Consider the following 25,293-nt stretch of genomic DNA (forward strand, 5'->3'; position numbering starts at 1 on the left):
GTATGAAATGGGAAGCTGAGCTGAAGCTAAGAATCCTCTGCGCGAGAACCTGCAAGTTCAACAATTTCGGGTAACGGCGTAGGTACGATTGATACTGGCCACGCCAATTCAACTTTTGAGGACCACCGCAGATGCCTTCGATGAATCCAGAACTCTTTGCGAGCTGGACCTACGCCCAGACCCACGTCAACGAGCCGGAGCATGTCGCCGCGGTTCGCGAGCGCGCGGAAGACCTGGGCGTGCGGTGCATTGACCCGGCGGGCCGCTCAATGCTGCAGCTGCTGTGCACCCTCCGCCAGCCGCGCAACGTCGTGGAAATCGGTTCCGGCGTGGGTGTCGCGTCCTTGGCAATGCTGGAAGCCATGGGTAGCGCCATGACGCTGACCGCGATCGAACCGGATCTGGAACACGCCAATGCGATGCGGCAGGGCCTGCGCGACTCGACAATCCCATCGGCCCGCGCCCGCATCATCAATGAGCGCGCGGAGAACGTCCTCTCGCGCTTGGCGGACCACGCCTACGACCTGGTGCTCATCGATGCCGGCGCCGAACTACTGCTCGAATATGTAGCAGAAGCCAAGCGGCTGGTGGGAACCGGCGGCGTGATCATCGTGAACAATGCCTTCGACGAGCACCGCCTGGCCAAGCCCGCGGTGCGACGGACTTCCACCGTCACGACCCGAGATGCACTGCGCATGATGCGAGAGGATCCGCGGCTGCAAACGCACCTTCTCCCCACCGAGCAGGGATTGTTCGTGGCAACTGTCCTGCCTGCCAAGCCGGCCACGCGGCGCTAGCAGCCATTTTCAGGCAAAACGAAGGACCGACACTTCTGCCGGTCCTCAATTGCCGCACGAACACCTCGTGCGGCCAAGCTGGAACTTGAGCAACCCTACTCGGTGACCTTGAGCAGGCACTCGCGCAATTCGGTTGCCTCGTCGTTGTTCAACTCGACCACCAGTCGTCCGCCTCCGTCGATTGGCAGGCGCAAGATGAGGCTGCGGCCTTCCTTAGCGACTTCCATAGGCCCGTCACCGGTGCGTGGCTTCATAGCAGCCATTAAGCTGTTCCCTTCGTCTGTGGCTAACGCATGCGTTGGCACTTGCCACGCATGCAACCGAATGCCTAGTCCATCGTCAGCAAGGAATCCCGGCTGAGTTGGGACACTTATCTCTTATTATTACTAATTTTCGTTCGTGTCGCTAATCACACGCCGTGACTCCAAGTCACGAATCGTATTCTCTAGGTTGGTAATTTCGGCCGCCAGGACATCGAGCACATCATCGACCTGGTCGCAACGGTAGCCGCGCAAGCCCAGGGAGAAGCGGACTTTGTCCACGTCTTCGGCTCGCGGATTCTTGGGCAGCAGCACCGGAGGCAGCGATGCCTGGTGCTCGACCAATCCAGTGATGGCCTCACCGGTGGATTCGAAGTGGCGGCCGGCCGGCACGTTCTTCCGCTGGCTGGAGAGCAGCAGCGCGACCGCGCCAACCAGCAATACCGCAATGGCAATCAGAAGCGTTGGCATCGGTTACTGTCCCCTCGCCAAGTCGCCGACCTTCTGGTTTTCCTGATGCGCGCGCAGCACCAGATTAACTGCTTCATCGGGGTCATCGGTGATCGTGAACAGGTCCAAATCAGCCGGCGATATGGTGCCCTCGGCAACGAGCGTGCTAGTGATCCAGTCCACCAAGCCGCCCCAGTAGTCGGTGCCGACAAGCACAATCGGGAAGCTGGTGATCTTTTTGGTCTGAACCAGGGTGAGCGCTTCGAAGAGTTCATCAAGGGTGCCGAAACCGCCTGGCAGCACAATGAATCCCTGCGAGTACTTCACGAACATCGTCTTGCGCACGAAGAAGTAGCGGAAGTTCAGGCCCTTGTTCACCGAGGCATTCAGCCCGGTCTCGAAGGGTAGCTCGATGCCCAGGCCTACCGAGATGCCGTCCTTTTCGGCGGCACCCTTGTTGGCGGCTTCCATTGCGCCGGGGCCACCACCGGTGATCGTGGTGATGCCTTCCTCGGCCAGGCGGCTGCCGACACGCTCGGCCATCGCGTAGTACGGGCTGCTTGGATCAGTGCGCGCCGAACCGAAAACTGCGATGGCGGGTCCGGTATCGGCCATGGTTCCAAAACCGCTGACGAATTCCGATTGGATCCGCAGCACGCGCCACACATCGGTGTGCGTGACATCTGCCTGCGGACTATCGAGGAGATAGTGGTCAAGCTGATCTTCTGGCTGCTTCCCTGGCCAGCTCGCTTCGATGTGGCGCTTTTGCCCGAGCCGGGCATTTTCTTCACTCTTACGCTGATGAACCATGCCTTCACTCTATCGGTTAGTTCTGCCCATCCTTGGATGTGACCTACCGCTGATTGAAGAACAGTTTGATAACAACTCGGTGTGACGTGGTCGAAGGCTCGCATAGTCGACGTCACATCAAGTAATGTCTACAGCATGAAAAGCGATCATCAGGCTCAGGCTTCTTCTGACGGCCCTATCGTCCAGCTGACTGGGGTCAATAAGCACTACGGCGCGCTGCATGTGCTCAACGACATCAATCTCGAAGTCACCAAGGGCGAGGTTGTTGTAATCCTCGGCCCTTCCGGCTCGGGCAAGTCGACGTTATGCCGCGCCATCAACCGGCTTGAAACCATCGACGAAGGCACCATCAAGATTGACGGCAAGACCCTTCCCGAAGAAGGCAAGGCGCTGGCCAATCTGCGTGCAGATGTCGGCATGGTCTTCCAGTCCTTCAACCTCTTCGCCCACAAGTCGATCTTGGAAAACGTGACCCTCGGTCCGATCAAGGTCAAGGGCATGAAGAAGGACGAAGCGAAGAACTTGGCAATGCAGCTGCTGGAGCGCGTCGGCGTGGCCAACCAGGCAGGAAAATTGCCAGCGCAGCTTTCCGGCGGCCAGCAGCAGCGTGTGGCGATCGCCCGCGCGCTGGCCATGAAGCCGAAGGTCATGCTCTTCGACGAACCGACCAGCGCACTGGACCCGGAAATGATCAACGAGGTCCTGGACACCATGGTCGGACTGGCGAAGGAAGGCATGACCATGCTCGTGGTCACCCATGAGATGGGCTTCGCGCGGAAGGCCGCGGATCGCGTGATCTTCATGGCCGACGGCCAGATCGTCGAGCAGGCCGCACCGGAAGAATTCTTCACCAATCCCAAATCCGACCGTGCCAAGGACTTCCTTGGCAAGCTGATTACCAACCACTGATTTCATCATCACGCATCCACTAGGAGGAACAATGCGCAAGACTCGTTTCGGTACAGTAGCCGCAATGGCGGCCGTCGCGGCCCTGGCCCTGACTTCATGCGGCGGCTCCGGCGACAGCGAAGCCGACGGCGACAAGATCCGCATCGGCATCAAATTCGACCAGCCAGGCCTCGGCTTCAAGGACGGCGATAACTACACCGGTTTCGATGTGGACGTCGCCAAGTACGTAGCCAACGAATTGGGTTACACCGAGGATCAGATCGAATTCATTTCAGCGCCGTCCGCCAACCGCGAGACCATGCTGCAGAACGACCAGGTCGACATGATCTTCGCAACCTACTCGATCACCGATGAGCGCAACAAGGTCGTCGACTTCGCCGGTCCGTACTTCGTCGCCGGCCAGGACCTGCTGGTTCCAGCCGACTCGGATATTGCCGGGCCGGAGGATCTTGACGGCAAGAACCTCTGCTCGGTCACCGGTTCCACCTCGGCCCAGAAGGTCAAGGACAACTACGCCAAGAACACCAACCTGCAGGAGCTTCCGGGCTACGCAGAGTGCACCACCCAGATGAGCGGCGGCACCATTGACGCGGTGACCACCGATGACATCATCCTCGCGGGCCTGGCTGCGCAGCCAGCCTACAAGGGCAAGTTCAAGGTTGTTGGCGCGCCGTTCTCGGAAGAGAACTACGGTGTGGGCCTGCCTGATGGCACCGACAAGTGCGCCGACATCAACGCGGCCATCACCAAGATGATCGAGTCCGGCGAATGGCAGAAGGCTCTGGACAAGAACACCGAAGGCACCGGCTACAAGCCAAACGCTGAGACCAACCCGCCAACCCTTTCGGATTCCTGCGCCTAGCAGCACCTGATGCGATGGGGGTCAAACGCAGCGTGTTTGGCCCCCATCTGCAATCTGCGTTTTTCCGGTAACCGGCTGATGCAGGTATCGGACCCATAGCCACTTGGCCGGTCTTCCGGCCATCGAGACAGAGGCTTGCAGTGGAGAACTATTTATCCATATTCACTGAGTACGACATTCCCGGAGCTTTCTGGGTCAATATCCAACTAACGTTCTGGGCCGCCATTGGCGCCCTCGTTCTGGGCACCATACTGGCCTTGCTGCGCATCTCCCCGGTCGGGAGCTTCCAGGCCATTGGCACCAGCTACGTCAACTTGATCCGCAATACGCCGCTGACCATCATCATCCTGTTCTGCGTGCTGGCGCTCTATGGCCAGCTGGGATTCGTGCTCAGCTCAGACTTCCAGAACAACTTCTTCCGCTTGGCCGTCCTTGGCCTTGCGGTCTACCATGCGGCGTTCGTGTGCGAAGCCATCCGTTCCGGCGTGAACACGGTTCCGCTGGGACAGGCTGAAGCTGCCCGTGCCATCGGCCTGAGCTTCTTGCCCGCAGCACGCATGGTGATCCTGCCGCAGGCTTTCCGCGGCGCGATCGTGCCGCTGGGCAACACCCTGATTGCCTTGATCAAGAACTCCACGGTCGCAGCTGTTGGTTCGGTAGCCACCGAATCCTCCTCGGTCATGAAGACCATGATCGAATTCCGCGCGGATATCGTCATCCCGATCTTCTTGACCTTCGCCGTGGGCTTCGTAATCATCGTTATTCCGGTGGGACTGCTGACCACTTGGGCTTCGAAGAAACTGGCGGTGGCACGATGAGCGCCTCGATTCTTTTCGATACTCCCGGGCCCAAGGCCCGGCGCCGCATCCTGGCTGTCAACATCATCGGTGCCCTGATTGCCTTGGGCATCGTGGCCTGGATCATTTTGGGTCTCGCCGCCAAGGACCAGATGCAGGCTTCCCAGTGGGATGACTTCATCGACTCAAGCACGTGGAAGAACTACCTGTTTCCAGGCCTGTGGAACACCGTCAAGGCCGCCATCTTCGGCATCGTCGGCTCCGTGATATTCGGCCTGATCTTCGGTGTTGGACGCCTGGCGCAGAACAAGCTGATCAACGGTGTATCCACCGTGATTGTCGAATTCTTCCGTGCGGTTCCAGTGCTGCTGATGATCGTGTTCTTCAACGTCTTCTTCTCCCGCTCATTGCAGCTGCCAGGAGATACCGCGATGTGGGCCGTGGTCGCGGCACTGATCTTCTACAACGGCTCGGTAGTTGCGGAGCTGGTCCGTTCCGGAGTGCACAATCTGCCCAAGGGCCAACGCGAAGCCGGTATCGCGATCGGCCTAACCCGCGGCAAGTCCTTGCGCTACATCGAGATTCCGCAGGCACTGGTGGCCATGCTGCCAGCGCTGATCGGCCAGTTCGTGGTGATCTTGAAGGACTCGGCCCTGGGCTACATCATCAGCTTCAACGAGCTGCTGTTCTTCGCCCGCACCTACTCCTCGCCGAACGGCAATGTGCTGCAGGCTCTGATCGTGGCAGCGGCGATCTTCATCATCATCAACTTCACCCTGAGCAAGCTGGCAGTGATCGTCTCGCGCCGCTTGAGCAGCCGGGTGAAGAAGGACAAGACTGCAGCCGCCAACCCGGCGGCGGCAGTGGTTGGAGCCCCAGCGGATTTGGGCACGCAAGCGGGCCAGGATCGCGAAGATCCCAAGGCCTAGCCACCGCAACAGAAAAATCTCCGTACCGCTTGGGCATCAACCACACGGTACGGAGATTTTTTCTTGCCACGACAATTGCTCAGTGACAGGGCATTGCTAGCGCAGCCACGCGCGCAGGCTCTGCAGGCAATCACGGATGGCCTGCTGCGGTACATGCTCATCATCGCTGTGTGCTAGCAGCGCATCTCCTGGGCCGAAGTTCACTGCCGAAACTCCCAAGGCCGAGAAGCGCGACACGTCGGTCCAGCCGTACTTCGGCTTGGGTTCCTGGCCCAGCACCTTGATCAGGTCCGCGGCAATCTGCTGGTCCAATCCCGGTTTGGCTCCATCGGCGCCATCGGTGCGCTCGATATCGAAGCCATCGAAAAGCTCGCGGACAACGGCCTCAGCCTCGGCCAGCGTCTTGTCCGGGGCGAATCGGTAGTTCACTTCCACCTCGCAGTAATCCGGAATCACGTTGCCCGCGATGCCGCCGGCAATGCGGACTGCGTTCATTCCCTCGCGGTAGTCCAGGCCTTCGACGGTGATGCTCTGGGGCTGGTAGGCAGCCAGCCGCTGCAGGATCTCCCCCGCGTCGTGGATCGCGTTATGCCCCATCCATGCGCGTCCCGAATGGGCCGCCTTGCCGCGGGTGCGGATGACGAAGCGGCTGGTTCCGTTGCACCCGCCTTCGACGGTGCCGTTGGTCGGTTCCAGCAGGATCGCGAAGTCAGCTTCCAGCAGTTCCGGGCTGTTCTTGGCCAGCCGGCCCAATCCGGACTTGGCCGCTTCAACTTCCTCATGGTCGTAGAAGACGTAGGTGACATCGTATTTGGCGTCGGTCAGCTCTGCCGCCAGGGCAAGCTGCACGGCAACCCCGCCTTTCATGTCCGTCGCACCGCGGCCATAGAGCACCCCGCCGATGACCTGTGCGGGGACGGTGCCCTTGGCGCCCTCGGTGCGTGGCAACGGCACGGTGTCCAGATGCCCGGCCAGCACGACGCGGCGTTCGCGGCCAAAGCTGGTGCGCGCCACGATGGCGTCCTGGTCCCGATGGACCTCAAGATGCGCCAGCTGCTGCAGCGCGTGGTGCACCTTGTCGGCCAGCTCTTGCTCATTGCCGGAAACGGATTCAATATTCATGATCTGCTCGGTGAGCAGGGCAACGTCTTGTTGCAGGTCCAATTCGTTCACGGCTGGCTACGTCCTGAGTCTCTAGCTTCACTTTTTTGTCATTTATCAACGTTACTCCGGTCAGCAAAGATACGATCGGTGTATGACTTCAGAATCTGTGACATCCAGCGAATCATCTGTCCGTTTAGCCTCAGCGCATGGCATTGCAACGGTCGCATCCGATGGAACGATCCTTGATGTTTGGTACCCGGCTCCAGTCTTGGGCGAACTCGCCCAAGCTGAAGAGCTCTCCGGTGAACTCTCTGCCGCCGCGCAGGATGATGCAGCCCGCGGCACCACCCAGAAGGTAGTTTCACTGACCATTAATCTTGATGTAGCTCCGGCTGACACCGCCGATGTGTGGCTGCGCCTGCACTTGCTATCGCACCGCCTGGTCCAGCCGAACAGCATCAACCTCGACGGCATCTTCGGCCATCTGGCAAACGTCGTATGGACGAATTTCGGTCCTTGCCAGGTCGAGGGCTTCGAAACGACCCGGTTGAAGTTGCGCGCTCGTGGTGCGGTCACCGTGTACGGCGTGGACAAGTTCCCGCGCATGGTCGACTATGTGGTTCCGGCCGGCGTGCGCATTGCCGACGCTGGACGTGTGCGCCTCGGCGCCCACCTGGCTTCGGGCACCACCGTCATGCACGAAGGGTTCGTCAATTTCAATGCCGGCACCTTGGGCACCTCGATGGTGGAAGGCCGCATTTCGGCATCGGTCGTTGTTGGCGATGGCTCGGACGTTGGAGGCGGCGCATCAATCATGGGCACCTTGTCCGGTGGCGGCAAGGAACGCATTGTCATCGGCGAACGCGTGCTGCTGGGGGCAAACGCCGGTGTGGGCATCTCGATCGGCGATGACTCGGTGGTCGAAGCTGGCCTGTACGTCACCGCCGGCACGCGTGTGGTGCTGGGCGAGAAGCAGGTCAAGGCACTGGAGCTGTCCGGCGTGCCAAACCTGCTCTTCCGCCGCAATTCGATCACCGGCACTGTTGAGGCCCTGCCACGCGCAGGCCAGACCGTTGAGCTGAACAGCGCGCTTCACGCCAACTAATTCTCCTGTTGCATTCGAACTGGCAGATCACGAAAGTGGTCTGCCAGTTTTTATTGCCCAGTTTCTTGCTGCTCGGCTAGCCGCCGGGAAAGATGATGGTCACCATGGGCTGGATGAAGCCGTGGAAAGCCTTGGAGTCGCGCAGCAGCGACGTGCTGGCCACGATGGTTGCCCGGCCAGTCAGCCAAGCCCTGGGCTCGTCCAAGGGCACGTCAATGAGGTGGATCTCCTGCCGAGTGGCTTGCATATCGTGTTCCACGCCGTGGTCAATCAGGATCCGCTCCAGCTCATCCATGCGGTGCGGCACGTACTTGCCGCTGTTTTCTGCAAAGTCCTGGGCATGCTGCTGGGCGAACACCGTGGCCTGGCCGTAGTGTGCCCGCGCCAGACGGGCCAGGGCCGGGTAACCCTCGTCTTCCAGCCGCTTGATCAGTGCATCGCTGGCCTCCGGTTCACTGGCTGGCGCCACCGCGGTCAGCGAATCCCACCAGGAACTCCATTCCTGCTTGAGCTGTCCGTGCGAGTCGTCAATCGTGTTGCGGTTCTTGATATTGGAAGCAAGCCGGCTATTGGGTCCGGCCTCCGCGGGGTGGACGCCTGAGAGTTCGCGCAGGTACAACGCCATCAGCATGTTCTGATTGGTATTTATGGCCAGCGACCAATAATTTCCACGACGTAAGTACATGCATACCACCTGATTCTTCGGCACACTTGTCGTTTCCTCTGCCTCAAAGGATACTCCCGAAATACCGCTTAAAACAGGGAAGGACCTGTCCCCCACTATCGTGGGAAGACAGGTCCTGCCGCAGGAATCCGGCAGCTAGCCTAGGCCTGGTAGCCCGGGTAGTTGCGAGCGGTTTCGCCCATGTACAGCTGGCGTGGGCGGCCGATCTTCAGCTCCGGGTCCTTGATCATTTCGCGCCACTGCGCGATCCAGCCTGGCAGGCGGCCGATGGCGAACAGCACGGTGAACATCTTCTCCGGGAAGCCCATGGCGGTGTAGATCAGGCCGGTGTAGAAGTCTACGTTCGGGTAGAGCTTGCGCGAGATGAAGTATTCATCGTTCAGCGCAGTTTCTTCCAGCTTCATCGCGATATCAAGCAGCTCGTTCTTGCCCTGCTTTGCCAGCAGGTCGTGAGCGGTCTTCTTGATGATCTTGGCGCGTGGATCGTAGTTCTTGTACACACGGTGGCCGAAGCCCATCAGGCGTACGCCGTCCTCCTTGTTCTTGACCTTGGTCATGAACTCTTCAGGGGTCATGCCCGAAGACTGGATTTCACGCAGCATCTTCAGGACGGCTTCGTTGGCGCCGCCGTGGGCCGGGCCGGACAGCGCGTGGATGCCTGCCGAAACCGAAGCGAACATGTTGGCTTCCGAGGAGCCAACCAGGCGCACGGTGGAGGTCGAGCAGTTCTGCTCGTGGTCAGCGTGCAGGATCAGCAGCAGGTCAAGAGCCTTGACCACGTCTGGATCCACGATGTACGGCTCGGCAGCGGTGCCGAAGCACAGGCGCAGGAAGTTCTCGACCATGTTCATCGAGTTGTCCGGGTACAGCAGCGCCTGGCCAATGGACTTCTTGTGCGCGTACGCGGCCAAGACCGGAAGCTTTGCCAGCAGGCGCAGGGTCGAACGCTCAACCTGTGCGTCATCCTTCGGATCCAGCGAATCCTGGTACCAGGTTGACAGGGCCGAAACAGCCGAGGACAGCACCGGCATCGGGTGCGCGTCGCGAGGGAAGCCGCCGAAGAAGCCCTTGAGCTCTTCGTGCAGCAGGGTGTGGCGGCGCAACGAGTTGTCGAACTCGGCCAGCTGGTCGGCAGTTGGCAGTTCGCCGTAGATCAGCAGGTAGGTGACCTCGATGAAGCTGGACTTCTCGGCCAGCTGCTCGATTGGGTACCCGCGGTAGCGCAGGATGCCTGCGTCGCCGTCGATGTAGGTAATCGCGGACTTGGTGGCCGCGGTATTCATGAAGCCGGGATCGTAAGTCACGTTCCCGGTGGTCTTCAAAAGTGGGGCTACGCCGAATCCGTCGTTGCCCTCTGCTGCCTGAATTACCGGCAGCTCGAGGCTGGATTCTCCAAAGTGTAGCTGTGCAGACGTAGTATCTGTCATTGCATCTCCTAACCGGAAAGCGTGTAGTTCCGAAAGGTCAGTCGTCACCGTAGAACATACCGCGATTTGACCCATTCAAGCTAATTAGGGCTTCATCTTCACCGATTGGCGGAAGAATTCAACCGTTCAACGGCAGCCGCGATCCGTTCGTCGGATGCAGTCAGCGCCACGCGCACGTGGCGTTCCCCGGCGGTGCCGTAGAAGGCCCCGGGACCGGCCACGATGCCCAGTTCCGCCAGCGCCCCGATGGTTTCAAAGCTCGGACGCCCAGCGGTGCACCACAGATACAGGCCCGCCACCGAATCCTCGATGGACAGGCCGAAATTCTCCAGCGCCGGCCGCAGCATGTCACGGCGTGCCCGGTACAGCTCGCGCTGCGCCGCGACATGCTCGTCGTCCTTCAGGGCCACCACCATGGCGTGCTGGATTGGACCGGGAACGATCATGCCAGCATGCTTGCGGCTATTGACCAGAGACGGCATCAGATTGGGAGCACCGGCAACGAAGGCGGCGCGGTATCCGGCGAGGTTGGACTGCTTCGACAGCGAATACAGCGCGAACAGGTCATCGAGGTTTCCACCGTTGACCGCCGGGTCCAGGATGCTGGGCACCTGCCCCTCGTATTCATCCCACCCCAGTTCCGCGTAGCACTCGTCGGAGGCGACGACGGCACCCATTTCGCGGGCCTGAGCCACGATGCCTGCCAGCTGGGCGGTATCGCGGACCTTTCCGGTCGGGTTGCCAGGCGAGTTGACCCAGATCAGCTTCACGCGCTCGCGCTGCTCAGCAGTCAATTCCGAGAGGTCGTCGGTGGCGATAGGGGTCGCGCCGACCAGCTGGGCACCGATGTCATAGGTCGGGTAGGCGATTTCGGGACGGACCACGATATCGCCAGCGCCCAGGCCCAGGAACAACGGCAGCCACGCCACCATTTCCTTGGAGCCAACCGTCGGCATGACATCATCGGTGCCCAATCCGGTGACGTTGCGTCGGCGGGCGAACCAGTCGACGATGGCTTGGCGGACCTCAATGGTCCCGTGCGTGGTGGGGTAGCCGTGCGAGTTGGCAGCGTCGGCCAGCGCCTGCTGGATGACCTGCGGCGTGCTGTCGATGGGCGTGCCGATCGACAGGTCCACGACTCCCCCCGGATGTGCGGACGCTTGCTCGCGATACGGGGCAAGCTGGTTCCAGGGGTAATCGGGGAGTTCAAGCATGAAAGTGAAAACCTAGCCTTGGTTCTGAGGTGGCAAGGCGCTGATCAGTGGGTGGTCAGTGCCGGTGTTACCAATTTTAGCGGCGCCGCCCGGGGATCCAAGTTCGTCGAAAAAGTCGACGTTTGCCTTGTAATAGTCGGCCCACTCGTCCGGCACATCATCTTCGTAGTAGATGGCTTCGACGGGGCAGACAGGTTCGCAGGCGCCGCAGTCAACACATTCATCCGGATGAATGTAGAGCGAGCGCTCACCTTCATAGATACAATCTACCGGGCACTCTTCGACGCACGCCTTGTCTTTCACGTCGACGCACGGCTGAGCGATGATGTAAGTCACGAGGGCCGAGACCTTTCCTTGCACTGGGTGGTTTCAACAGAGCTAGTGGTTTCAGCAGATGCTCTTTGAATCCTTTACCAGCTCAAACTACAGTCTAGTCCTGTATAACCATTCATCGAACCGCCTATCGGCGCGCTGTGACGTAATCGACCATTCACATTTCAGCTTCCCGTGGTGCAAATGAATTCTTCTTACGAAAAGATGACGCTTCCAAATGCTTAGTTTTAGTGATGTGACGCCCGGTGAACGGCTAGTTGTCCGCTACCGATTGGCCGAGGGCCAGGCCGGCGGACATTTTTCCGACGCGTTGGGAGAGCTGAGGGAAGTGACCGAGGAATCGGTGAGCATCCAGACCCGCACCGAGCTGGTACGCATCCCCCGCGCGGCGATCACCCACGCCAAGCGGGTACCGCAGGCTCCGGCGCGCCGCAGGCCCCGCGTCCCGCGCAGCGAATAGCGTCCTAGCAAGCCGCAAGATTTTCACGATGCCACTTATCCGGGTCGCAGCTGCGTTGATCCGGCTTGGGAAGACATGCGATTTGAATCTTCCAATCACTTAGCACTTTTCGCGTATGCTGTTTTCATGCCCTCCGATAAACTTGTCCAATCGCGAGCACGAGCCCTCAGCTCCCCGCTGAGGCTTCGCATCTTGCGCTTGTGCCTCCATGAGTCACGCACGAACAAGGAAATTGCGGACATTCTGGATTTGAATCCCGCCACGTCCTTGCATCACGTGCGCACCCTGGTCAGCAACGGCTACCTCGCCGCGGAAGAACCGCGCCGAGGCAACCGCGGTGCCAAAGAAGTGCCCTATCGAAGCACCAAGCAGTCCTGGGGCACCCGCATTCCCGACGCGGCTCCGATGCTCGTGGACACCTTCCTGCAGGAAATCGAGGGACTTGATCCGCAGGAAATACAGGTCATCCGCTTGGGTCTGAAACTCAATGAAGAAAACCAGAAGGAACTGATGAGCCGGCTGCGGGCGGTTATCGAGGACTACGCAGTACGCGACCCGGATCCCGATGGCGTGGCCACCTCGCTGTTCTTGGCCCACCATCTGGATATCACCGGCAATGCGCGTGACCGCCAGTAGGCCGGTCACCGCTTCCCCAAAACCTTATTAAAAACAGTAGGAGTTCCTCCCGTTGGGGAAGAACTCCTACTGTTTTTCAATTCTGCCGTTGCCGCTTGCGCAACACCCGCAAGGAGCACAGCAAGGCAATCACCGATGGAATGACCATTCCGTACATCCACAGTGCAGAGGCCAACGCCGGTCCGGGCAGGTACTCGTAGTACTGCATGCCCAAGATCAGCTGGTCGTCGCCCACATAGGAAATCAGGCCAACAGTCACATAGCATCCGATGAACGCCACCGCACCGGCCCACAGCTTCGCGGAAGAAACCGCAGCCCAGTACACCAGTACTCCGAGCAGGAGCCAGGCAACGAGCACGCCCCAAACCAGCGGGAAATCGTTGCCGATATAGCTGATGGAGGCGTGGATTGCCGTGCCGAACAATCCTGCAGCCACGGCGGCAACCGCACCGCGCCACAGCGCGGAGAAGTTGCCTCCGAGGGAATTGCGATTATTAGGAGCGTGCGCGTGCACGGCTGGCCTTGGCACGGTCGTTGGCGTTCAGCAGCACCTTGCGGATGCGGATTGCTTCCGGGGTGACCTCAACGCACTCGTCTTCGCGAGCGAATTCAAGCGACTCTTCCAGGGTCAGGGTGCGTGGCGGGGTCAGGTTCTCGAAGGAATCCGAGGAAGCTGCACGCATGTTGGTGAGCTTCTTTTCCTTGGTGATATTCACGTCCATGTCATCGGCGCGCGAGTTCTCGCCCACGATCATGCCCTCGTAGACCTCTTCGGTTGGCTTCACGAAGAAGCTCATGCGTTCCTGCAGGTTGATCATCGCGAATGGAGTCACCACGCCGGCACGGTCGGCCACGATCGAGCCGTTGATGCGGTACTCGATGGCGCCTGCCCACGGCTCGTAGCCTTCGGCCAGCGAAGCGGCAATGCCGGCACCACGGGTTTCGGTCATGAATCGGGTGCGGAAGCCGATCAGGCCACGTGCTGGAACCATGAATTCCATGCGAACCCAGCCGGTACCGTGGTTGGCCATGTCGGTCATGCGGCCCTTGCGCGATGCCATCAGCTGGGTGATAGCGCCCAGGTACTCTTCCGGCACGTCAATGGTCATGCGCTCCATTGGCTCGTGGACCTTGCCGTCGATCATCTTGGTGACAACCTGCGGCTTGCCAACGGTCAGCTCGAAGCCTTCGCGGCGCATCTGCTCAACGAGGATGGCCAGTGCCAGTTCGCCACGGCCCTGGACTTCCCAAGCGTCTGGACGCTCGGTTGGCAGGATGTTCAGCGAAACGTTGCCGATCAGTTCCTTGTCCAGGCGATCCTTGACCTGGCGTGCGGTGACCTTGGCGCCCTTGACCTTGCCAGCCAGTGGCGAGGTGTTGATGCCGATGGTCATGGAGATCGCAGGTGGATCAACGGTGATCAGCGGCAGCGGCTTAGGGTTTTCCAGGTCGGTGAGGGTTTCGCCGATCATGATGTCTTCGATACCGGCGACTGCAACGATCTCGCCCGGTCCGGCTTCTTCAGCTGGAACGCGGGTCAGGCCCTGGGTGGCCAGCAGTTCGGTGATCTTGACCTGCTTCATGGTGCCGTCCTGGCGTGCCCAGTTGACCTGCTGGCCCTTGCGCAGGGTGCCGTTGATCATGCGCAGCAGTGCAAGACGGCCGAGGAATGGCGAAGCGTCAAGGTTGGTGACGTGGGCCTGCAGGACTTCGCCCTCGGTATAGGTCGGCGCAGGAACGTGCTTGATGATGGTCTCGAACAGCGGCTCAAGATCTTCGTTGTCAGGCAGGGTACCGTCAACTGGCTGGTTCATCGACGCGTAGCCGGCCTTGCCCGAAGCGAAGACCACGGGGACGTTCAAGATGGCATCCAGATCCAGGTCCGGAGCTTCGTCAGCCAGGTCAGAGGCCAGGCCGAGCAGCAGATCCATGGAGTCGGAGACGACGCCGTCGATGCGGGCATCGGCGCGGTCGGTCTTGTTGACCACGATGATCACTGGCAGGTTGGCGCCAAGCGCCTTGCGCAGCACGAAGCGGGTCTGCGGCAGCGGACCCTCGGATGCGTCGACGAGCAGAACAACGCCGTCGACCATGGACAGGCCGCGTTCAACCTCGCCACCGAAGTCGGCGTGGCCCGGGGTGTCGATGATGTTCATGGTCATCTTCTTGCCCTCGGCCGCTGGGCCGCTGTAGAACACGGTGGTGTTCTTGGCAAGAATGGTGATGCCCTTCTCGCGTTCCAGCTCACCTGAGTCCATCACGCGGTCTTCGGTTTCACCATGGCTGTCGAATGCGCCGGTCTGCTGGAGCATGGCGTTGACCAGGGTGGTCTTGCCGTGGTCAACGTGCGCCACAATGGCTACATTGCGAAGTTCATCGCGAGTAATGGTGTTTGCTGACATGCGTGAAGGCTCACTTCCGCTCGAGAATTTGGGTCTGTGGAGTCGGGGCCAAAGTCGACCCAACAATCCAGTTTACGCTCTCGAGACTAATAGTCTGTTGATCTGTGTCAGAACATACAGAAATTTCATGTACCGGTCGCGAGAAATTCAGCGGATCGACTGGGTAGGTATCCAAAAACGCAGCGTGCCGGCGCCATGGCTGGCTTCAATTTCCGGAAGCTTGGCGTCCAGCAATCCGCCGCATTTCTCAATGGTCGATCTTGAACCGATGTTATCGGAAGCACAGGTAACCAGAGCGCGCTCAATTCCTGTTTCGCGCAGTTCCTGCAATCCGAATCTGCACAGTTGCTGTGCCACACCACGGCGACGATACTCGGGAACTACACCATAGCCGATATGCCCGCCGTAATGAAGCAGGCCCTCGTTGAGCTCATACCTCACAGATACACGGCCCACCAGTTCCCCGTCGTCGAAGGCGGCAAACAGCGCCGAGCGAACCCATCCTTCGGGGATGTGCTCGCCACGGCGCCCTGCCTTCATCCGGTAGGCATAGTCCTCCCAAGCCTCAGCGGAAGTCCAGGTGGGCAAGAACTCGAAATCATCGCCAAGCATCAAATGATGGGCATCGATTGCCTGCTGTTCGTCGCCGATTTCCAATTCACGGATCTCCAGCACAATTCCCATAGCCATGGCGCAAGTATGCCAGAGCTGGGCCGGCACCAAGAAGCGCAGGCACTGCAAGGCCGGGCGCTAGTAGGCCACCTGCTGCCCCTGAACCTGCCTGGCCCATTCCACGGTGCCGCCGCTGAGGCTGTACACCTGGACGGCTGGCTGCAGATCCCGCCTGGCAATCCGCGCCGCCCGCTGTGAACGGACACCCGTTTTGCAGACGAACACGATCGCCGAGGCACCCTGCGCGAGCCCTCCCAGTCCTTGTTCTTCCAGTTGCGCGAGCGGCAGGGGCTGGCTGTGCGGGATCGCAATGATCTCGCGTTCCCAGGCTTCACGCACATCCACCAGCAGCACCGGTTCCTCCGCTTCAAGGTCCGCCAGTTGCTCAACGGAAATTTCCGGAACATGCCCATCGACAGCGCAGGACGCTGGCTGGTACTCGCCCAGCCGGCTCACCGGTTCGCGTTGCGGGTCCCTGGCAAAATTGAGTGTTCGCACATTGGCTTCCCGTGCATCGTAGAGCCAAAGTTTTCCGCTGAGCGTGGTGCCGATTCCAGTGATGAGCTTCAGGGCCTCGGTGCACATCACCGAGCCGATGACGCCGCACAGGGCGCCAAAGACCCCGCCCTCGGCGCAGCTGGGCACGGAGTCCGCATCAGGGATTTCAGGGAAAAGATCGCGCAGCATCGGACCGGTGCGCGGGTCGAAGACGGACACCTGCCCGGAGAATTGGAACAGCGTCCCCCAGACCAGTGGGGTGCCGGTGATTTCTGCGGCGTCGTTGGACAGGTAGCGCGTGGCGAAGTTGTCGCTGCCGTCGATGACCAGGTCGTAGTCGCTGAAAAGCGCCACGGCGTTGGTCTCATCCAGTTTGCCATCCACGGCGATAACCCGGACATTCCGGTTCTGCTCGTGGGCCATCCGGCGGACCGATTCCACCTTCAAGCGGCCTACGTCCTGTTGCCTGTGCATGGTTTGGCGTTGCAGGTTGGACAGTTCAACCGTGTCGTCGTCCACGACCCCGAGGGTGCCGATCCCCGCGGCGACCAGGTAGCTGGCAATGGGGCTGCCCAGTCCCCCGGCTCCGATTACCAGCACCTTGGCATTGGCGATCCTGCGTTGCCCTTCTTCGCCGACGCCGGGAAGCGACAGATGCCGGGAATAACGCGCCAATTCTTCAGATGCCAGCTCCGGCCCCGGGGCTACCAATGCTGGCTGGTTCACGAGAAGTCACCGACCAGGGTCTGCATCATGCCTTCGGTGGGCGAGGATGCCAGGGCGGTGTCGCGGCGCGGGATCCGGCCCGCGAGCCGTGCGGCTCGTCCGGCACGCACCGCATCCTTCATGGCCATCGCCATCAGCGGCGCGTTGTGCGCCCGCGTCACCGCACTGGCCAGCAGCACGGCATCGCAGCCGAGCTCCATGGCCAGGGCGGCGTCAGAGGCGGTGCCGACTCCGGCGTCCAGGATGACCGGCACCTGGGCCCGGGAGACGATGGTGGAAATATTGTGCGGGTTCAAGATACCCAGGCCGGATCCGATTGGTGCGCCGGCTGGCATGATGGCCGCGACACCGGCATCCTGGAGGCGCTGGGCAAGGGCAGGATCATCGTTGGTGTAGGCGAAGACCTGGAATCCATCGGCGACCAGCTGTTCGGTGGCAGCGTGCAGCTCCAGCGGATCAGGCAGCAACGTGCGCTCGTCCGCAATCACTTCGAGCTTGATCCAGTTCGTTTCCAGCGCTTCGCGGGCCAGGTGCGCGGTGAGGATCGCGTCGCGGGCGGTGAAGCATCCAGCGGTATTCGGCAGCGCAATCACGTTGTTGCGCTGCAGCAAGTCATACACGTTGGACTCGCCTGCCGCCGAAAAGTGTCGGATGGCCACGGTAGTCAGTTCGGTTCCAGAGGCCTGCAATGCGCTTTCCAGGGTGGTCAGCGAACTCGCTCCCCCGGTGCCGAGGATCAAGCGCGAAGACAAGGTGCGTCCTGCAACCTGGAATGGATCGCTGTTGATGTCCAGTTCGGTGATGTTTTGCGTGTCCACGCCTAGCCTCCCTGGGCTGCGGTAACGAGTTCGATGCTGTGCCCTTCGGCCAGCGTGTAGCTGTTCCAGGCGCTGCGCGGGATGACAGCGCCATTGACCGCGGCGGCTATTCCAAGCTTGCTGCCGTCCACGGCCGCCGAGTTGCTATCCAGATCCTTGCCGATCTGCATGCTGATGAATTCGCGAAGGGTGATTCCTTCGTCCAGGTTCAGTTCCCGGGAATTGAACTTGATGCCAATGCTTTTCATGGATGCTGCTCCGTTCGGTGGTTGGTCTGGGTTGCTGTGGCGAAGCGGTGTGGATTCACAGCCTGATGCAAGGGGTGCGTTCCATTTCCGTGAATAAGGTCAGCGGTGAGTGTTGCGCCCAGCGGAGCCAGCAGTACTCCGTGCCGGGAGTATCCGGTGCTAAGCACCAGGCCCGGGTCAATGCGCCCCAGCAGCGGACGGTCATCAGGTGTGGCGGGACGGGCTCGGGCAGTTGCCTCGTTCAGCGTGCAGTCGCTGATGCCGGGGATGAGCTTTCGTGCATTGTCCAGCAGTAGGTGCATGGCTCCGATGTTCACTGCAGGCTGGCGGTCTTCCCGGACGCTGGCTCCAAGCACGAGGCTGTCGTCCTTTCTCGGCACGAGATACACCGGCTCCCGGTGCACGATGCCGCGGATGGTCCGGGTGATCAATGGCGGACCGGCTGGCCCCTGGATCCGGAGAATATCTCCGTAGACGGGGCGCACCGGCACCCGGTCCAGGCCGTCAATGGTGCCCAGTCCGGTGGCCACGATGGTTTGATCCGCTTCGAGGATCTTGCCCGATGCGGTGCGTACCGCGTTGGTTCGGCTCCCGTCGCCCACCAGCGCCTGCGCCCGCTCCTCGATCAGGCGGCCACGCAGGTGATCAAGCAGGATTTTGACGACTGACCGTGGGTCGACTTGGTGGTCATCTTGGCATAGGACTGCGCCTGCTATATTCGCGGCCAAGGCTGGTTCGAGTTTGCGGGCTTGGCTGGGCAAAAGCTTTTCCGCTGACAGGCCGAGGGAAACTTGCAGTTCGGCCAGCTCATGCAGGGCTTCGCGGTCAGCCGGTTCGGCCGCGACGACGAGGGTTGAGTTCTGCAGGTAGTCCGGGCGTTGCCCGGTCACGGATTCGATGCGCTCAATGAACTTTGGATAGGCGGCATTCGAGGCGGCAAGCAGCTCGTGAAGCGGGCCATGGCCCCAGACCGTTTCAGCTGCCGGGGCCAGCATTCCGGCTGCCGCGTAGCTTGCACCTTGGCCTGGTGCTGGATCGATGAGGGTGGCAGTATGTCCCCGTGATTCCAGTTCGAACGCAACTGACAGGCCGATGATTCCGGCGCCAACAATATTCACATGCACGAGAGCACGCATCCTTCCTACGGCGGCATGACCCGCATCAGGTGTAGCGGTCGGCTCGGTGCCCTCTCAGCCTGGTCGATTCAGGCTCCCGCGGAGTACTGCGATTATAGGCATGATCCAGCTCATAAAGTCGAACTGGAGCAACCGCAGCTCCGTCATCTTCTGTGATGTACTAGTTGACATGGCATCTCATGACTTCCCCCGCGTGCTTCCCCAGGGATCTGCGTTGTCCAACACGATCATTTCGTTGGAGCAGGAGCTCTTGGAAACCAGCCAGCGCCATAGCCGAAGGCAATTGGAACGGTACTTGCATCCGCAGTTCTCCGAAGTGGGTGCCAGCGGCCGTGTCTACGATCGCGAGTCGATCATTGCCCAGCTGGCCCAGGAGCCGGAACGGGATTCCGGATCTCGGGAAGTCGGCAGCCCCGTAGCAATCCAGGTTGCCGATCAAGCGGTGCTTCTGCGCTGGAGGTTGCTATCGGGATCCGCCAGCGAGCGCAGTTCGCTGTGGATCCATGAGCAGGATCGCTGGCAGCTGTTCTTCCATCAGGGCACGCCCGCTGCGCGGCAGCTTTCTTTTGCAGAACCGAACAAGGCCGCATTAGTCGACGACGATTTCTCGGTTCGCAGGCTGCGCCAATCGGATGCCGAAGCTGTTTTCGAAGCCTTTTCCTCCAATGCCGATATGGATCGCCAAGGAGATGCCGACACTCCGGAAAAGGCCGCATCGTACGTGCGTGCCCTGATGGAGGCCGGCGAACGGCAGCAGGCTTTGGCCGTCGCCTATCGAGACCGGCTGGTCGGTTTGGTCTGCGGTACTGTCGATCCAGCCAATCAGAACGTATGGGTTTGGTATTGGATGAACCAGGACTACCGCGGGAGGTCTCTGGCCACTCGCGCAGTGGCTACTTTGGTGAACCACCTGTTTGGCGAGCTCGGTTTGTACCGTTTGGAACTAGGTCTTCGGGCGAACAATCCTGGATCGAAGCGTGTTGCCGAATGCAACGGGTTCCTGCGCGAGGGTGTCGAGCGCGGTAAGTTCCTGGTTGCTGGAGAACGCGTTGACGTGTACGCCTACGCGCGGTTGCGGACTGATCAGGTCCCCGACGTAGTGCCGTTGCCGTGGAGCACGCAGCCGTAGCTTGGCGGGCAACAAAAAGTCGCGGAATCCGGTTTCGGGTTCCGCGACTTTTTATCTGTCCCTCAGGTTTAGTGATATTGGCTAGATGCCTGGAGTTGATGCCGGCGGCGTCGAATCCCGGCCGTCGGTGGCCTGATTGGCCTCGATCTTTTTCAGCGTGCGAGCCGCAGCATCGCGGCCACCAAGTCCAAAGGCCAGCGCCGCGGCCAAAGCCGCGCCAATGACGATTGCACCGAAGGCCATATTGATGATCGAATCAGCGATACCCATGTACTTCAAGCCCATTGCCACGAACAACGCAATTGCCGTGTAGCGGATGATCTTTGAAGCGGTGGTGTCGCCCAAGAAACGGCCAATAACGTTGGCGATGACGAAACCTGCGGCGATAATTGCTGCGCCGAAGAGAATCTTGCCGCCCAAGGCCAGGATTTCATTGAGAATGTTGGTGATCGCCGGGAAGTTCAGCATCTGGGCCGCCATCACGCCGAAGAACAGCACGATGGCAATCTTGACGATGCCAGCGATGATTCCCGAAGCGCTCTTGCCTTCGGGAACAACACCCCATTGGGCAACAACGGAGTCGGTGCCCACCCCGTGAAGGGTTGATTCAAGCAGCTGGCCGACGAACTTGGCAATCAGAATACCGACGGCCAAGAGCACCAAGGCCATGATGACCTGCGGTATTGCGGTGAAGACAAGCTGCAGCATCTGCTGGGCAGGGTCCGAAATTGCCGCGATGCCCAAGACCTGCAGTGCCGAAATGGCAACGACGAGCAGGAACAAGGCGAAGACGATATTGGCAATGATGTCAACGATCTTCGCTTGGGACTCGCGAGACTGGACTTCGTCAACCGGTTCATCGCTTGGGGTCAATTTGCGGACCAGCCCGCTGAAGTCGACAGTTCCCAAACCGGTCTTCAGCAGCTGGCGAACGATATTGGCGATCACGTAGCCGATGAAGAAGATGAAGCCCGCACCGATGAGGTTGGGGATGAAGGCCATGACGCCGCCGAGCAGGCCCTGCACCGGCGATAGCACTTCAGATAGCGCGAATACTTGCAGGATTGCCACGAGGCCGAACAGCCAGACGATCAGTCCCGCAACCTTGCCCAGAGATTGGCCTATTTGCTCTCCGTCATTGCCCTGCTTCTGCAGGAACTTCACCCTGGTCACCAATTTGGCGGCAGCCCACCGAACGATGCGCGCGAGAAGCCACGTAATGATGAGGATGATTAGCGCGATGCCAACCTTTTGTAGCATCGACGCCCAGTCGATATTGCCTAAAACGTTCTCAGACTGCATTGCTGCTCCTTCAACGTAGGGACAATCTGACCCTACGATGAAGGTTCTCCGCTGACTAGGGCAAAGACCCGTACTGCCAGCTTGAATCGACGGACTTTCATACCCCGAATTGCGGATTCATGATTCATTCACACTGGATTCAACGTTTTTCGAACAATCAAGCCATAACGACAACTGATTCACGCAATGTTGGGAAATTCGTGTCGCGCTCGAAGTCGTGAATTGCCTTGGAAGCTGTTGCGGAGTCAGCCATTGGCCATTATCAATCTGGGATCCGCACGAAATGCATCAGGCCTGGTTGAGGACTTCGCTCTGCACTGAGGCACCTAGCTCGACGGTGCGAGAAACCGTGCAGTACTTGTCATGGGATAGCTTGACGATGCGTTCAACCATGCCGGCCGCTTTGCGCCCCTCCTCGGTATCGGGGAACTTCAAATCAAAGCCAAGGCGGATGTCTTCCATTCGGCTAGCCGAGTCCTCGGAGACCTTGTAGCCGCTCGCCTTGACCTCGAAGTTCTCAGGCTCGCTTCTGCGGGTAGTCGCCACATCAACATCGATCGCTGAGCACCCGGCAATGGCAGCCAGCAGAAGCTCCACCGGCGTCAGCAGCCCTTCGCCCTGGCCGAATTCCAGGCTGGCGCCGGATTCCAGGCTGGTGGCTTGGTACTTGCGTGATTCGACGCGTTTGATGCTGACTTCCCGTATTTCACGGCTATTTTCACTCATAGAACTATGGTGCCACGATTCGGGGCAAAGATTCTGTGTGGCGCAACGTGATCCGTTGCGGCACCAGTTCTGGACCTCCGTCGACTGCCAAGAATCCGCAGTCGCCAAAGAATGAAATGGCAGGCTGTCTCTGGCAATCCAGATGCACGCTGATGCCGGGAGTGTGCGCGACGATTGCTTCCAGCAGAACACGGCCCACACCCTTGTGGCGATCGCTGTGCCGCACCCAGAGCAGCTCAATGCGTGTATCACTCCAGGCTGCGAAGCCCATGATGCGCTGGCCTTGCTGGGCGATTCTGACGGTCACCGACTGGCTATAGATTGCTTCCAGGGCGGTTGCCACTGCATCAATGTCTGCAGCTGAGAGGAAGTCCCTCCGGCGTTCCACCGAACTGCGCCAGATATCCAATAGGTCAGGCACTTCATCAATGCTCGCCAACTCGCGCAGCACGAGAGCTTCGTCCATGCCAAGTTCCTTCTTGCTCAGGCAAAACCGTAGTTGCTGCTTCGAAATGTAGCCGGATGCCGGCATTTCCTCAAGTCCCAATCGAGCGTTGCGTGTCATCGGATTGGACCTTTCCTTCCGGATCAAGATCGTTCCTGCAGGCCGCCGGTACGTTGCGCCCAGTCCCGCAATTCGGCCAAGACCTGTTCGGGCTGCTCAAGGTGCACGTTATGGCCCGCTGGTTCAAGCACGCAGAGCTTCATCAGGGGATACCGGTGGACGAGCTGCTCGGGATCCAGGTATCCGGTGACATGGTCCTGCTTCCCGCACACGATCGTGACCGGAATATCCAGCTGGTTTCCACGCTCGACGGGCAGCGGGTCCAGGAAGTACCGCCGTGACAGCTTAGCCATGGCTCGCAAGTTCGCGCAGACCAACCCGGGCAGCACCCACTGCGCGAACTTCCGCCATGCTTCTGGTGATTGAACCACTGCTACGTCAGAGAATAATTGCGCATGGTGTGGATCAAGCTCAGCCAGAAGCAGAGGGTCTGCTACTGACACCTGCTGCTCTGGCACGGTACGCCGAGCGGCATCAGGAAAGACTACTGGCGCCAGGAGGAAAAGCCCTTGAGCTTGGCCAAGAAACCTGTCGGCCATCTCTTGGCAGAGCAAGGCGCCAAGGGAATTGCCCAGCAGCGCAAATCTTCCCTCGCCCGCGGTTTGCCGGATCAGCGCTTCCAACCAGCTTGCCAGTTCTGGCAGGCCACCGGAATTTTCAAGCGGCGGGCAGGTGCCGAAGCCAGGCAAGTCGATGTAGTGCAAGTCGAAAATCCGCATTTTCTCCAGCGTTGCTTCTAGCGGCTTGAGAATCCGGTGGTCTACGCCGTTGCCATGCACCATGAACAACGGGATTCTACTGAGGTGGTTTACCTGCATGTCATCGTGCTTTTCTCCTGTGCATCGCGCTGGCTCGCGGCATAGCTGATCATGGCCTGCCCGGCCACATAGGTGAGCCTAATCCAGAATCCCATGCCGGGAATGCCAATGTCCGTAAATGAGCGCAGTGCGATCAAGGAATCGGAAAGGAAGAAAATTGCGCCGCCGGAACCCCCGACGGGTCCCAGCCCAGTGCTGAGGATGGCCATCACCATCAATGCCAAGCCGTAAATGATCACCGGGGCAAGCAGCGCTCCGGCACCGGGTGAGCAAAGGACCAGCAGCACTGCGAATGCCGCAAGATAGGGAAACAGCATCCACCATCGGCGCAGTATCGAAGATTTCCAGTATGTTGCCAGAGCGCCAATGTAGAAGAACTGCGCGACCAGGAACGCGCCCACCATGGCCAGGAATGCCGGGTCTCCATCCATGAACCGCGGTAGGGCATCACCGACCCAGGAGAAGAACAGCGCTGCCAGCACCAGCCGGATCAGCCTGCCGCGCGGCGAAGTGGTGAAGGAGATAACCGCTCCTGCCAAAAGCGGCATCAGCAGGATCTGTGTGGCATCGGCCAGCAACCCGGAAGGCCAGAACAGCTGGGCCAGCAAATGAGCCAAAGTGGCCAGCAGCAGCGCCAGCACCACGATTCCACGACGTGGCCGTCCTGGGACCATTGCGTGGGAGTGCTCTGTACCGAGATGCAGCTGCACGTTTTTCCTTGCGTAGAATCGATGCTTCCGGCTGGCCACCCCGGACGTCTCCGGATCAGTCATCAGAGGAAGCCGACGGCGCCAAGACGCAGAATTCGTTTCCTGAGCGGTCCTGGAATACCCGCCATGGCAATCCCTCCCACGGCCCATCCAGCTCGGCTCCACCCGATGCGCAGATCGCAGCAAGCGCGTCATCCATGCTCTCCGCCTGCCCAAGACGCAAATCAAGGTGGATCGCATTCTTCGCCGCTGTCTTGGGCGACGCTTCGCGGACGAGAACCAGACGCGGGCCCACGCCGGTTGGGTCGGCCAGCACCATCGGGGATCGCGCTACGATTTCCCAGCCAAGCAGCTGCTTCCAGAATTCTGCATCACCTGCCGGGTCAGCGCAGGCAAGTTGGAAGGCTTCGAGCACCAAGCCACTTGCCGGCTTGCCCTCGGCTCGGAGCAGATACTCGTTTCCTGCGGCGTCGAGCCGGGTTTCCAGAGCATCCAGCAGCTCCGCACCAAGGTCTTCGGCAGGAGGGGCGCCGCTGCCGAGGATCAGGTGCGCGCGCTGCCGGGCACGATCCGGATCCCGGACGATGGGGAAACACAGATCCAGGTAACGCTCCCCAGGCAACTGCAAGCGTGTTTCATAGCCGCCTTCGTTATCGGTGAGCATCTGGCTTTTGAGCGCAGCCTCCCAGAATTCCCCATGCCGCCGCGGGTTCTCGGCATCGAAGACGATATTTTCCCAGTACATGCTTCAAGCCTACCGTGGCA

Annotated in this window: 30 protein-coding genes and 1 riboswitch; of the genes, 9 read left to right on the forward strand and 21 right to left on the reverse strand. The window is 60.1% G+C overall.

Annotated features, from left to right (window positions below; genetic code table 11):
• Positions 1–131 precede the first annotated feature (131 nt).
• Positions 132–797 carry an O-methyltransferase gene (locus ATK23_RS07745; RefSeq protein ID WP_066140481.1) on the forward strand — a complete coding sequence of 222 codons (666 nt, stop codon included), beginning with the start codon at positions 132–134 and terminating at the stop codon, positions 795–797.
• Positions 798–892: 95 nt separating this feature from the next.
• Here ATK23_RS07745 and ATK23_RS07750 read toward each other — a convergent pair whose 3' ends face one another.
• From ATK23_RS07750 to ATK23_RS07760, 3 genes are all read right to left on the reverse strand, one after another.
• A complete protein-coding gene (locus tag ATK23_RS07750; protein WP_013349509.1) occupies positions 893–1,060 on the reverse strand; it encodes a DUF3117 domain-containing protein in 168 nt (55 codons plus the stop codon).
• Between the two features lie 123 nt (positions 1,061–1,183).
• Positions 1,184–1,528, reverse strand: coding sequence for a DivIVA domain-containing protein (locus ATK23_RS07755; RefSeq protein ID WP_038990606.1), 345 nt, complete (start codon positions 1,526–1,528; stop codon positions 1,184–1,186).
• 3 nt (positions 1,529–1,531) lie between these two features.
• Entirely contained in the window at positions 1,532–2,317 is a 786-nt protein-coding gene (locus ATK23_RS07760; protein ID WP_066140484.1) for an LOG family protein, read from the reverse strand.
• Between the two features lie 177 nt (positions 2,318–2,494).
• On the opposite strand from ATK23_RS07760, the gene ATK23_RS07765 reads away from it, so the two are divergent.
• The 4 genes from ATK23_RS07765 (at position 2,495) to ATK23_RS07780 (ending at position 5,814) form a co-directional block, all read left to right on the forward strand.
• Positions 2,495–3,226 carry an amino acid ABC transporter ATP-binding protein gene (locus ATK23_RS07765; protein ID WP_038990719.1) on the forward strand — a complete coding sequence of 244 codons (732 nt, stop codon included), beginning with the start codon at positions 2,495–2,497 and terminating at the stop codon, positions 3,224–3,226.
• Between the two features lie 31 nt (positions 3,227–3,257).
• On the forward strand, positions 3,258–4,088 hold the full coding sequence (locus tag ATK23_RS07770; protein WP_066140488.1) for a glutamate ABC transporter substrate-binding protein: 831 nt from the start codon (positions 3,258–3,260) through the stop codon (positions 4,086–4,088).
• Between the two features lie 140 nt (positions 4,089–4,228).
• Positions 4,229–4,906 carry an amino acid ABC transporter permease gene (locus ATK23_RS07775; RefSeq protein WP_038990609.1) on the forward strand — a complete coding sequence of 226 codons (678 nt, stop codon included), beginning with the start codon at positions 4,229–4,231 and terminating at the stop codon, positions 4,904–4,906.
• Positions 4,903–5,814 (forward strand): amino acid ABC transporter permease, encoded by a 912-nt coding sequence (locus ATK23_RS07780; protein WP_066140491.1) that lies wholly within the window; start codon positions 4,903–4,905, stop codon positions 5,812–5,814. Before ATK23_RS07775 ends, ATK23_RS07780 begins: the two co-directional genes overlap by 4 nt.
• Positions 5,815–5,910: 96 nt before the next feature.
• Here the strand turns inward: ATK23_RS07780 and dapE are convergent, their stop codons facing one another.
• The gene (dapE, locus tag ATK23_RS07785) at positions 5,911–6,987 is read right to left on the reverse strand and encodes a succinyl-diaminopimelate desuccinylase (protein WP_066140494.1); all 1,077 of its coding nucleotides are present in this window, start codon (positions 6,985–6,987) and stop codon (positions 5,911–5,913) included.
• A gap of 82 nt (positions 6,988–7,069) precedes the next feature.
• On the opposite strand from dapE, the gene dapD reads away from it, so the two are divergent.
• The gene (dapD, locus tag ATK23_RS07790) at positions 7,070–8,023 is read left to right on the forward strand and encodes a 2,3,4,5-tetrahydropyridine-2,6-dicarboxylate N-succinyltransferase (protein WP_066140498.1); all 954 of its coding nucleotides are present in this window, start codon (positions 7,070–7,072) and stop codon (positions 8,021–8,023) included.
• Between the two features lie 76 nt (positions 8,024–8,099).
• Here the strand turns inward: dapD and ATK23_RS07795 are convergent, their stop codons facing one another.
• The 4 genes from ATK23_RS07795 to fdxA all read right to left on the reverse strand — a co-directional run bounded on the left by ATK23_RS07795 (position 8,100) and on the right by fdxA (position 11,685).
• Positions 8,100–8,708 carry a hypothetical protein gene (locus ATK23_RS07795; RefSeq protein ID WP_157066363.1) on the reverse strand — a complete coding sequence of 203 codons (609 nt, stop codon included), beginning with the start codon at positions 8,706–8,708 and terminating at the stop codon, positions 8,100–8,102.
• Between the two features lie 140 nt (positions 8,709–8,848).
• On the reverse strand, positions 8,849–10,135 hold the full coding sequence (locus ATK23_RS07800) for a citrate synthase (protein ID WP_038990615.1): 1,287 nt from the start codon (positions 10,133–10,135) through the stop codon (positions 8,849–8,851).
• 98 nt (positions 10,136–10,233) lie between these two features.
• Entirely contained in the window at positions 10,234–11,349 is a 1,116-nt protein-coding gene (dapC, locus tag ATK23_RS07805; RefSeq protein ID WP_066140501.1) for a succinyldiaminopimelate transaminase, read from the reverse strand.
• A 12-nt stretch (positions 11,350–11,361) separates the two neighbouring features.
• Positions 11,362–11,685, reverse strand: a complete 324-nt coding sequence (gene fdxA, locus ATK23_RS07810; RefSeq protein WP_013349521.1) for a ferredoxin — start codon at positions 11,683–11,685, stop codon at positions 11,362–11,364.
• A gap of 232 nt (positions 11,686–11,917) precedes the next feature.
• Between fdxA and ATK23_RS07815 the strand changes: the two genes are divergently transcribed.
• Positions 11,918–12,142 (forward strand): putative acetyltransferase, encoded by a 225-nt coding sequence (locus tag ATK23_RS07815; RefSeq protein ID WP_245858333.1) that lies wholly within the window; start codon positions 11,918–11,920, stop codon positions 12,140–12,142.
• 126 nt (positions 12,143–12,268) lie between these two features.
• A complete protein-coding gene (locus ATK23_RS07820) occupies positions 12,269–12,778 on the forward strand; it encodes a helix-turn-helix domain-containing protein (RefSeq protein ID WP_066140508.1) in 510 nt (169 codons plus the stop codon).
• Between the two features lie 76 nt (positions 12,779–12,854).
• On the opposite strand, the gene ATK23_RS07825 is transcribed toward ATK23_RS07820, so the two are convergent.
• The 7 genes from ATK23_RS07825 to thiO all read right to left on the reverse strand — a co-directional run bounded on the left by ATK23_RS07825 (position 12,855) and on the right by thiO (position 19,266).
• A complete protein-coding gene (locus ATK23_RS07825) occupies positions 12,855–13,292 on the reverse strand; it encodes a hypothetical protein (protein WP_066140511.1) in 438 nt (145 codons plus the stop codon).
• On the reverse strand, positions 13,273–15,180 hold the full coding sequence (typA, locus tag ATK23_RS07830; RefSeq protein WP_066140514.1) for a translational GTPase TypA: 1,908 nt from the start codon (positions 15,178–15,180) through the stop codon (positions 13,273–13,275). The genes ATK23_RS07825 and typA overlap by 20 nt, the downstream gene beginning before the upstream one ends.
• Positions 15,181–15,327: 147 nt before the next feature.
• Complete coding sequence (locus ATK23_RS07835; protein WP_245858497.1) at positions 15,328–15,900, reverse strand: GNAT family N-acetyltransferase; 573 nt, start codon at positions 15,898–15,900, stop codon at positions 15,328–15,330.
• A 30-nt stretch (positions 15,901–15,930) separates the two neighbouring features.
• Positions 15,931–17,076 (reverse strand): molybdopterin-synthase adenylyltransferase MoeB, encoded by a 1,146-nt coding sequence (gene moeB, locus ATK23_RS07840; RefSeq protein ID WP_066140521.1) that lies wholly within the window; start codon positions 17,074–17,076, stop codon positions 15,931–15,933.
• On the reverse strand, positions 17,073–17,894 hold the full coding sequence (locus ATK23_RS07845) for a thiazole synthase (protein ID WP_066140524.1): 822 nt from the start codon (positions 17,892–17,894) through the stop codon (positions 17,073–17,075). The genes moeB and ATK23_RS07845 overlap by 4 nt, the downstream gene beginning before the upstream one ends.
• 2 nt (positions 17,895–17,896) lie before the next feature.
• Positions 17,897–18,142, reverse strand: a complete 246-nt coding sequence (gene thiS, locus ATK23_RS07850) for a sulfur carrier protein ThiS (RefSeq protein WP_052253651.1) — start codon at positions 18,140–18,142, stop codon at positions 17,897–17,899.
• Positions 18,139–19,266 carry a glycine oxidase ThiO gene (gene thiO, locus ATK23_RS07855; RefSeq protein WP_066141343.1) on the reverse strand — a complete coding sequence of 376 codons (1,128 nt, stop codon included), beginning with the start codon at positions 19,264–19,266 and terminating at the stop codon, positions 18,139–18,141. The genes thiS and thiO overlap by 4 nt, the downstream gene beginning before the upstream one ends.
• Positions 19,264–19,368, reverse strand: a riboswitch (TPP riboswitch). It overlaps the preceding gene by 3 nt.
• A gap of 79 nt (positions 19,369–19,447) precedes the next feature.
• Here thiO and ATK23_RS07860 point away from each other — a divergent pair.
• Complete coding sequence (locus tag ATK23_RS07860) at positions 19,448–20,407, forward strand: GNAT family N-acetyltransferase (RefSeq protein ID WP_167550498.1); 960 nt, start codon at positions 19,448–19,450, stop codon at positions 20,405–20,407.
• Between the two features lie 81 nt (positions 20,408–20,488).
• On the opposite strand, the gene ATK23_RS07865 is transcribed toward ATK23_RS07860, so the two are convergent.
• The 6 genes from ATK23_RS07865 to ATK23_RS16320 all read right to left on the reverse strand — a co-directional run bounded on the left by ATK23_RS07865 (position 20,489) and on the right by ATK23_RS16320 (position 25,273).
• Positions 20,489–21,709: a mechanosensitive ion channel gene (locus ATK23_RS07865; RefSeq protein ID WP_066140530.1), complete on the reverse strand. Its 1,221-nt coding sequence runs from the start codon at positions 21,707–21,709 to the stop codon at positions 20,489–20,491.
• Between the two features lie 288 nt (positions 21,710–21,997).
• Positions 21,998–22,435: an OsmC family protein gene (locus ATK23_RS07870; RefSeq protein WP_066140532.1), complete on the reverse strand. Its 438-nt coding sequence runs from the start codon at positions 22,433–22,435 to the stop codon at positions 21,998–22,000.
• A 4-nt stretch (positions 22,436–22,439) separates the two neighbouring features.
• On the reverse strand, positions 22,440–23,027 hold the full coding sequence (locus ATK23_RS07875; protein ID WP_157066365.1) for a GNAT family N-acetyltransferase: 588 nt from the start codon (positions 23,025–23,027) through the stop codon (positions 22,440–22,442).
• Positions 23,024–23,782: an alpha/beta fold hydrolase gene (locus ATK23_RS07880; protein WP_157801644.1), complete on the reverse strand. Its 759-nt coding sequence runs from the start codon at positions 23,780–23,782 to the stop codon at positions 23,024–23,026. The genes ATK23_RS07875 and ATK23_RS07880 overlap by 4 nt, the downstream gene beginning before the upstream one ends.
• A 26-nt stretch (positions 23,783–23,808) precedes the next feature.
• On the reverse strand, positions 23,809–24,528 hold the full coding sequence (locus tag ATK23_RS07885) for a lysoplasmalogenase (RefSeq protein ID WP_157801645.1): 720 nt from the start codon (positions 24,526–24,528) through the stop codon (positions 23,809–23,811).
• 55 nt (positions 24,529–24,583) lie between these two features.
• The gene (locus ATK23_RS16320) at positions 24,584–25,273 is read right to left on the reverse strand and encodes a VOC family protein (RefSeq protein ID WP_066140544.1); all 690 of its coding nucleotides are present in this window, start codon (positions 25,271–25,273) and stop codon (positions 24,584–24,586) included.
• Positions 25,274–25,293: the final 20 nt, after the last annotated feature.

The sequence above is a fragment of the Glutamicibacter nicotianae genome (assembly GCF_002797775.1).
In the GTDB taxonomy this organism is placed as follows: domain Bacteria; phylum Actinomycetota; class Actinomycetes; order Actinomycetales; family Micrococcaceae; genus Glutamicibacter; species Glutamicibacter nicotianae.

What these genes read in the sequence shown, in the direction of transcription:
- ATK23_RS07820 (WP_066140508.1), top strand. Translation starts at nt 12,269, where the DNA reads ATGCCCTCCGATAAACTTGTCCAATCGCGAGCACGAGCCCTCAGCTCC.
- thiS (WP_052253651.1), bottom strand. Translation starts at nt 18,142, where the DNA reads ATGAAAAGCATTGGCATCAAGTTCAATTCCCGGGAACTGAACCTGGAC.
- ATK23_RS07800 (WP_038990615.1), bottom strand. Translation starts at nt 10,135, where the DNA reads ATGACAGATACTACGTCTGCACAGCTACACTTTGGAGAATCCAGCCTC.
- typA (WP_066140514.1), bottom strand. Translation starts at nt 15,180, where the DNA reads ATGTCAGCAAACACCATTACTCGCGATGAACTTCGCAATGTAGCCATT.
- ATK23_RS07880 (WP_157801644.1), bottom strand. Translation starts at nt 23,782, where the DNA reads ATGGTGCATGGCAACGGCGTAGACCACCGGATTCTCAAGCCGCTAGAA.
- dapD (WP_066140498.1), top strand. Translation starts at nt 7,070, where the DNA reads ATGACTTCAGAATCTGTGACATCCAGCGAATCATCTGTCCGTTTAGCC.
- ATK23_RS07745 (WP_066140481.1), top strand. Translation starts at nt 132, where the DNA reads ATGCCTTCGATGAATCCAGAACTCTTTGCGAGCTGGACCTACGCCCAG.
- ATK23_RS07755 (WP_038990606.1), bottom strand. Translation starts at nt 1,528, where the DNA reads ATGCCAACGCTTCTGATTGCCATTGCGGTATTGCTGGTTGGCGCGGTC.
- ATK23_RS07780 (WP_066140491.1), top strand. Translation starts at nt 4,903, where the DNA reads ATGAGCGCCTCGATTCTTTTCGATACTCCCGGGCCCAAGGCCCGGCGC.
- dapC (WP_066140501.1), bottom strand. Translation starts at nt 11,349, where the DNA reads ATGCTTGAACTCCCCGATTACCCCTGGAACCAGCTTGCCCCGTATCGC.
- ATK23_RS07760 (WP_066140484.1), bottom strand. Translation starts at nt 2,317, where the DNA reads ATGGTTCATCAGCGTAAGAGTGAAGAAAATGCCCGGCTCGGGCAAAAG.
- ATK23_RS07750 (WP_013349509.1), bottom strand. Translation starts at nt 1,060, where the DNA reads ATGGCTGCTATGAAGCCACGCACCGGTGACGGGCCTATGGAAGTCGCT.
- ATK23_RS07870 (WP_066140532.1), bottom strand. Translation starts at nt 22,435, where the DNA reads ATGAGTGAAAATAGCCGTGAAATACGGGAAGTCAGCATCAAACGCGTC.
- ATK23_RS07865 (WP_066140530.1), bottom strand. Translation starts at nt 21,709, where the DNA reads ATGCAGTCTGAGAACGTTTTAGGCAATATCGACTGGGCGTCGATGCTA.
- ATK23_RS07770 (WP_066140488.1), top strand. Translation starts at nt 3,258, where the DNA reads ATGCGCAAGACTCGTTTCGGTACAGTAGCCGCAATGGCGGCCGTCGCG.
- ATK23_RS16320 (WP_066140544.1), bottom strand. Translation starts at nt 25,273, where the DNA reads ATGTACTGGGAAAATATCGTCTTCGATGCCGAGAACCCGCGGCGGCAT.
- ATK23_RS07860 (WP_167550498.1), top strand. Translation starts at nt 19,448, where the DNA reads ATGGCATCTCATGACTTCCCCCGCGTGCTTCCCCAGGGATCTGCGTTG.
- ATK23_RS07795 (WP_157066363.1), bottom strand. Translation starts at nt 8,708, where the DNA reads ATGTACTTACGTCGTGGAAATTATTGGTCGCTGGCCATAAATACCAAT.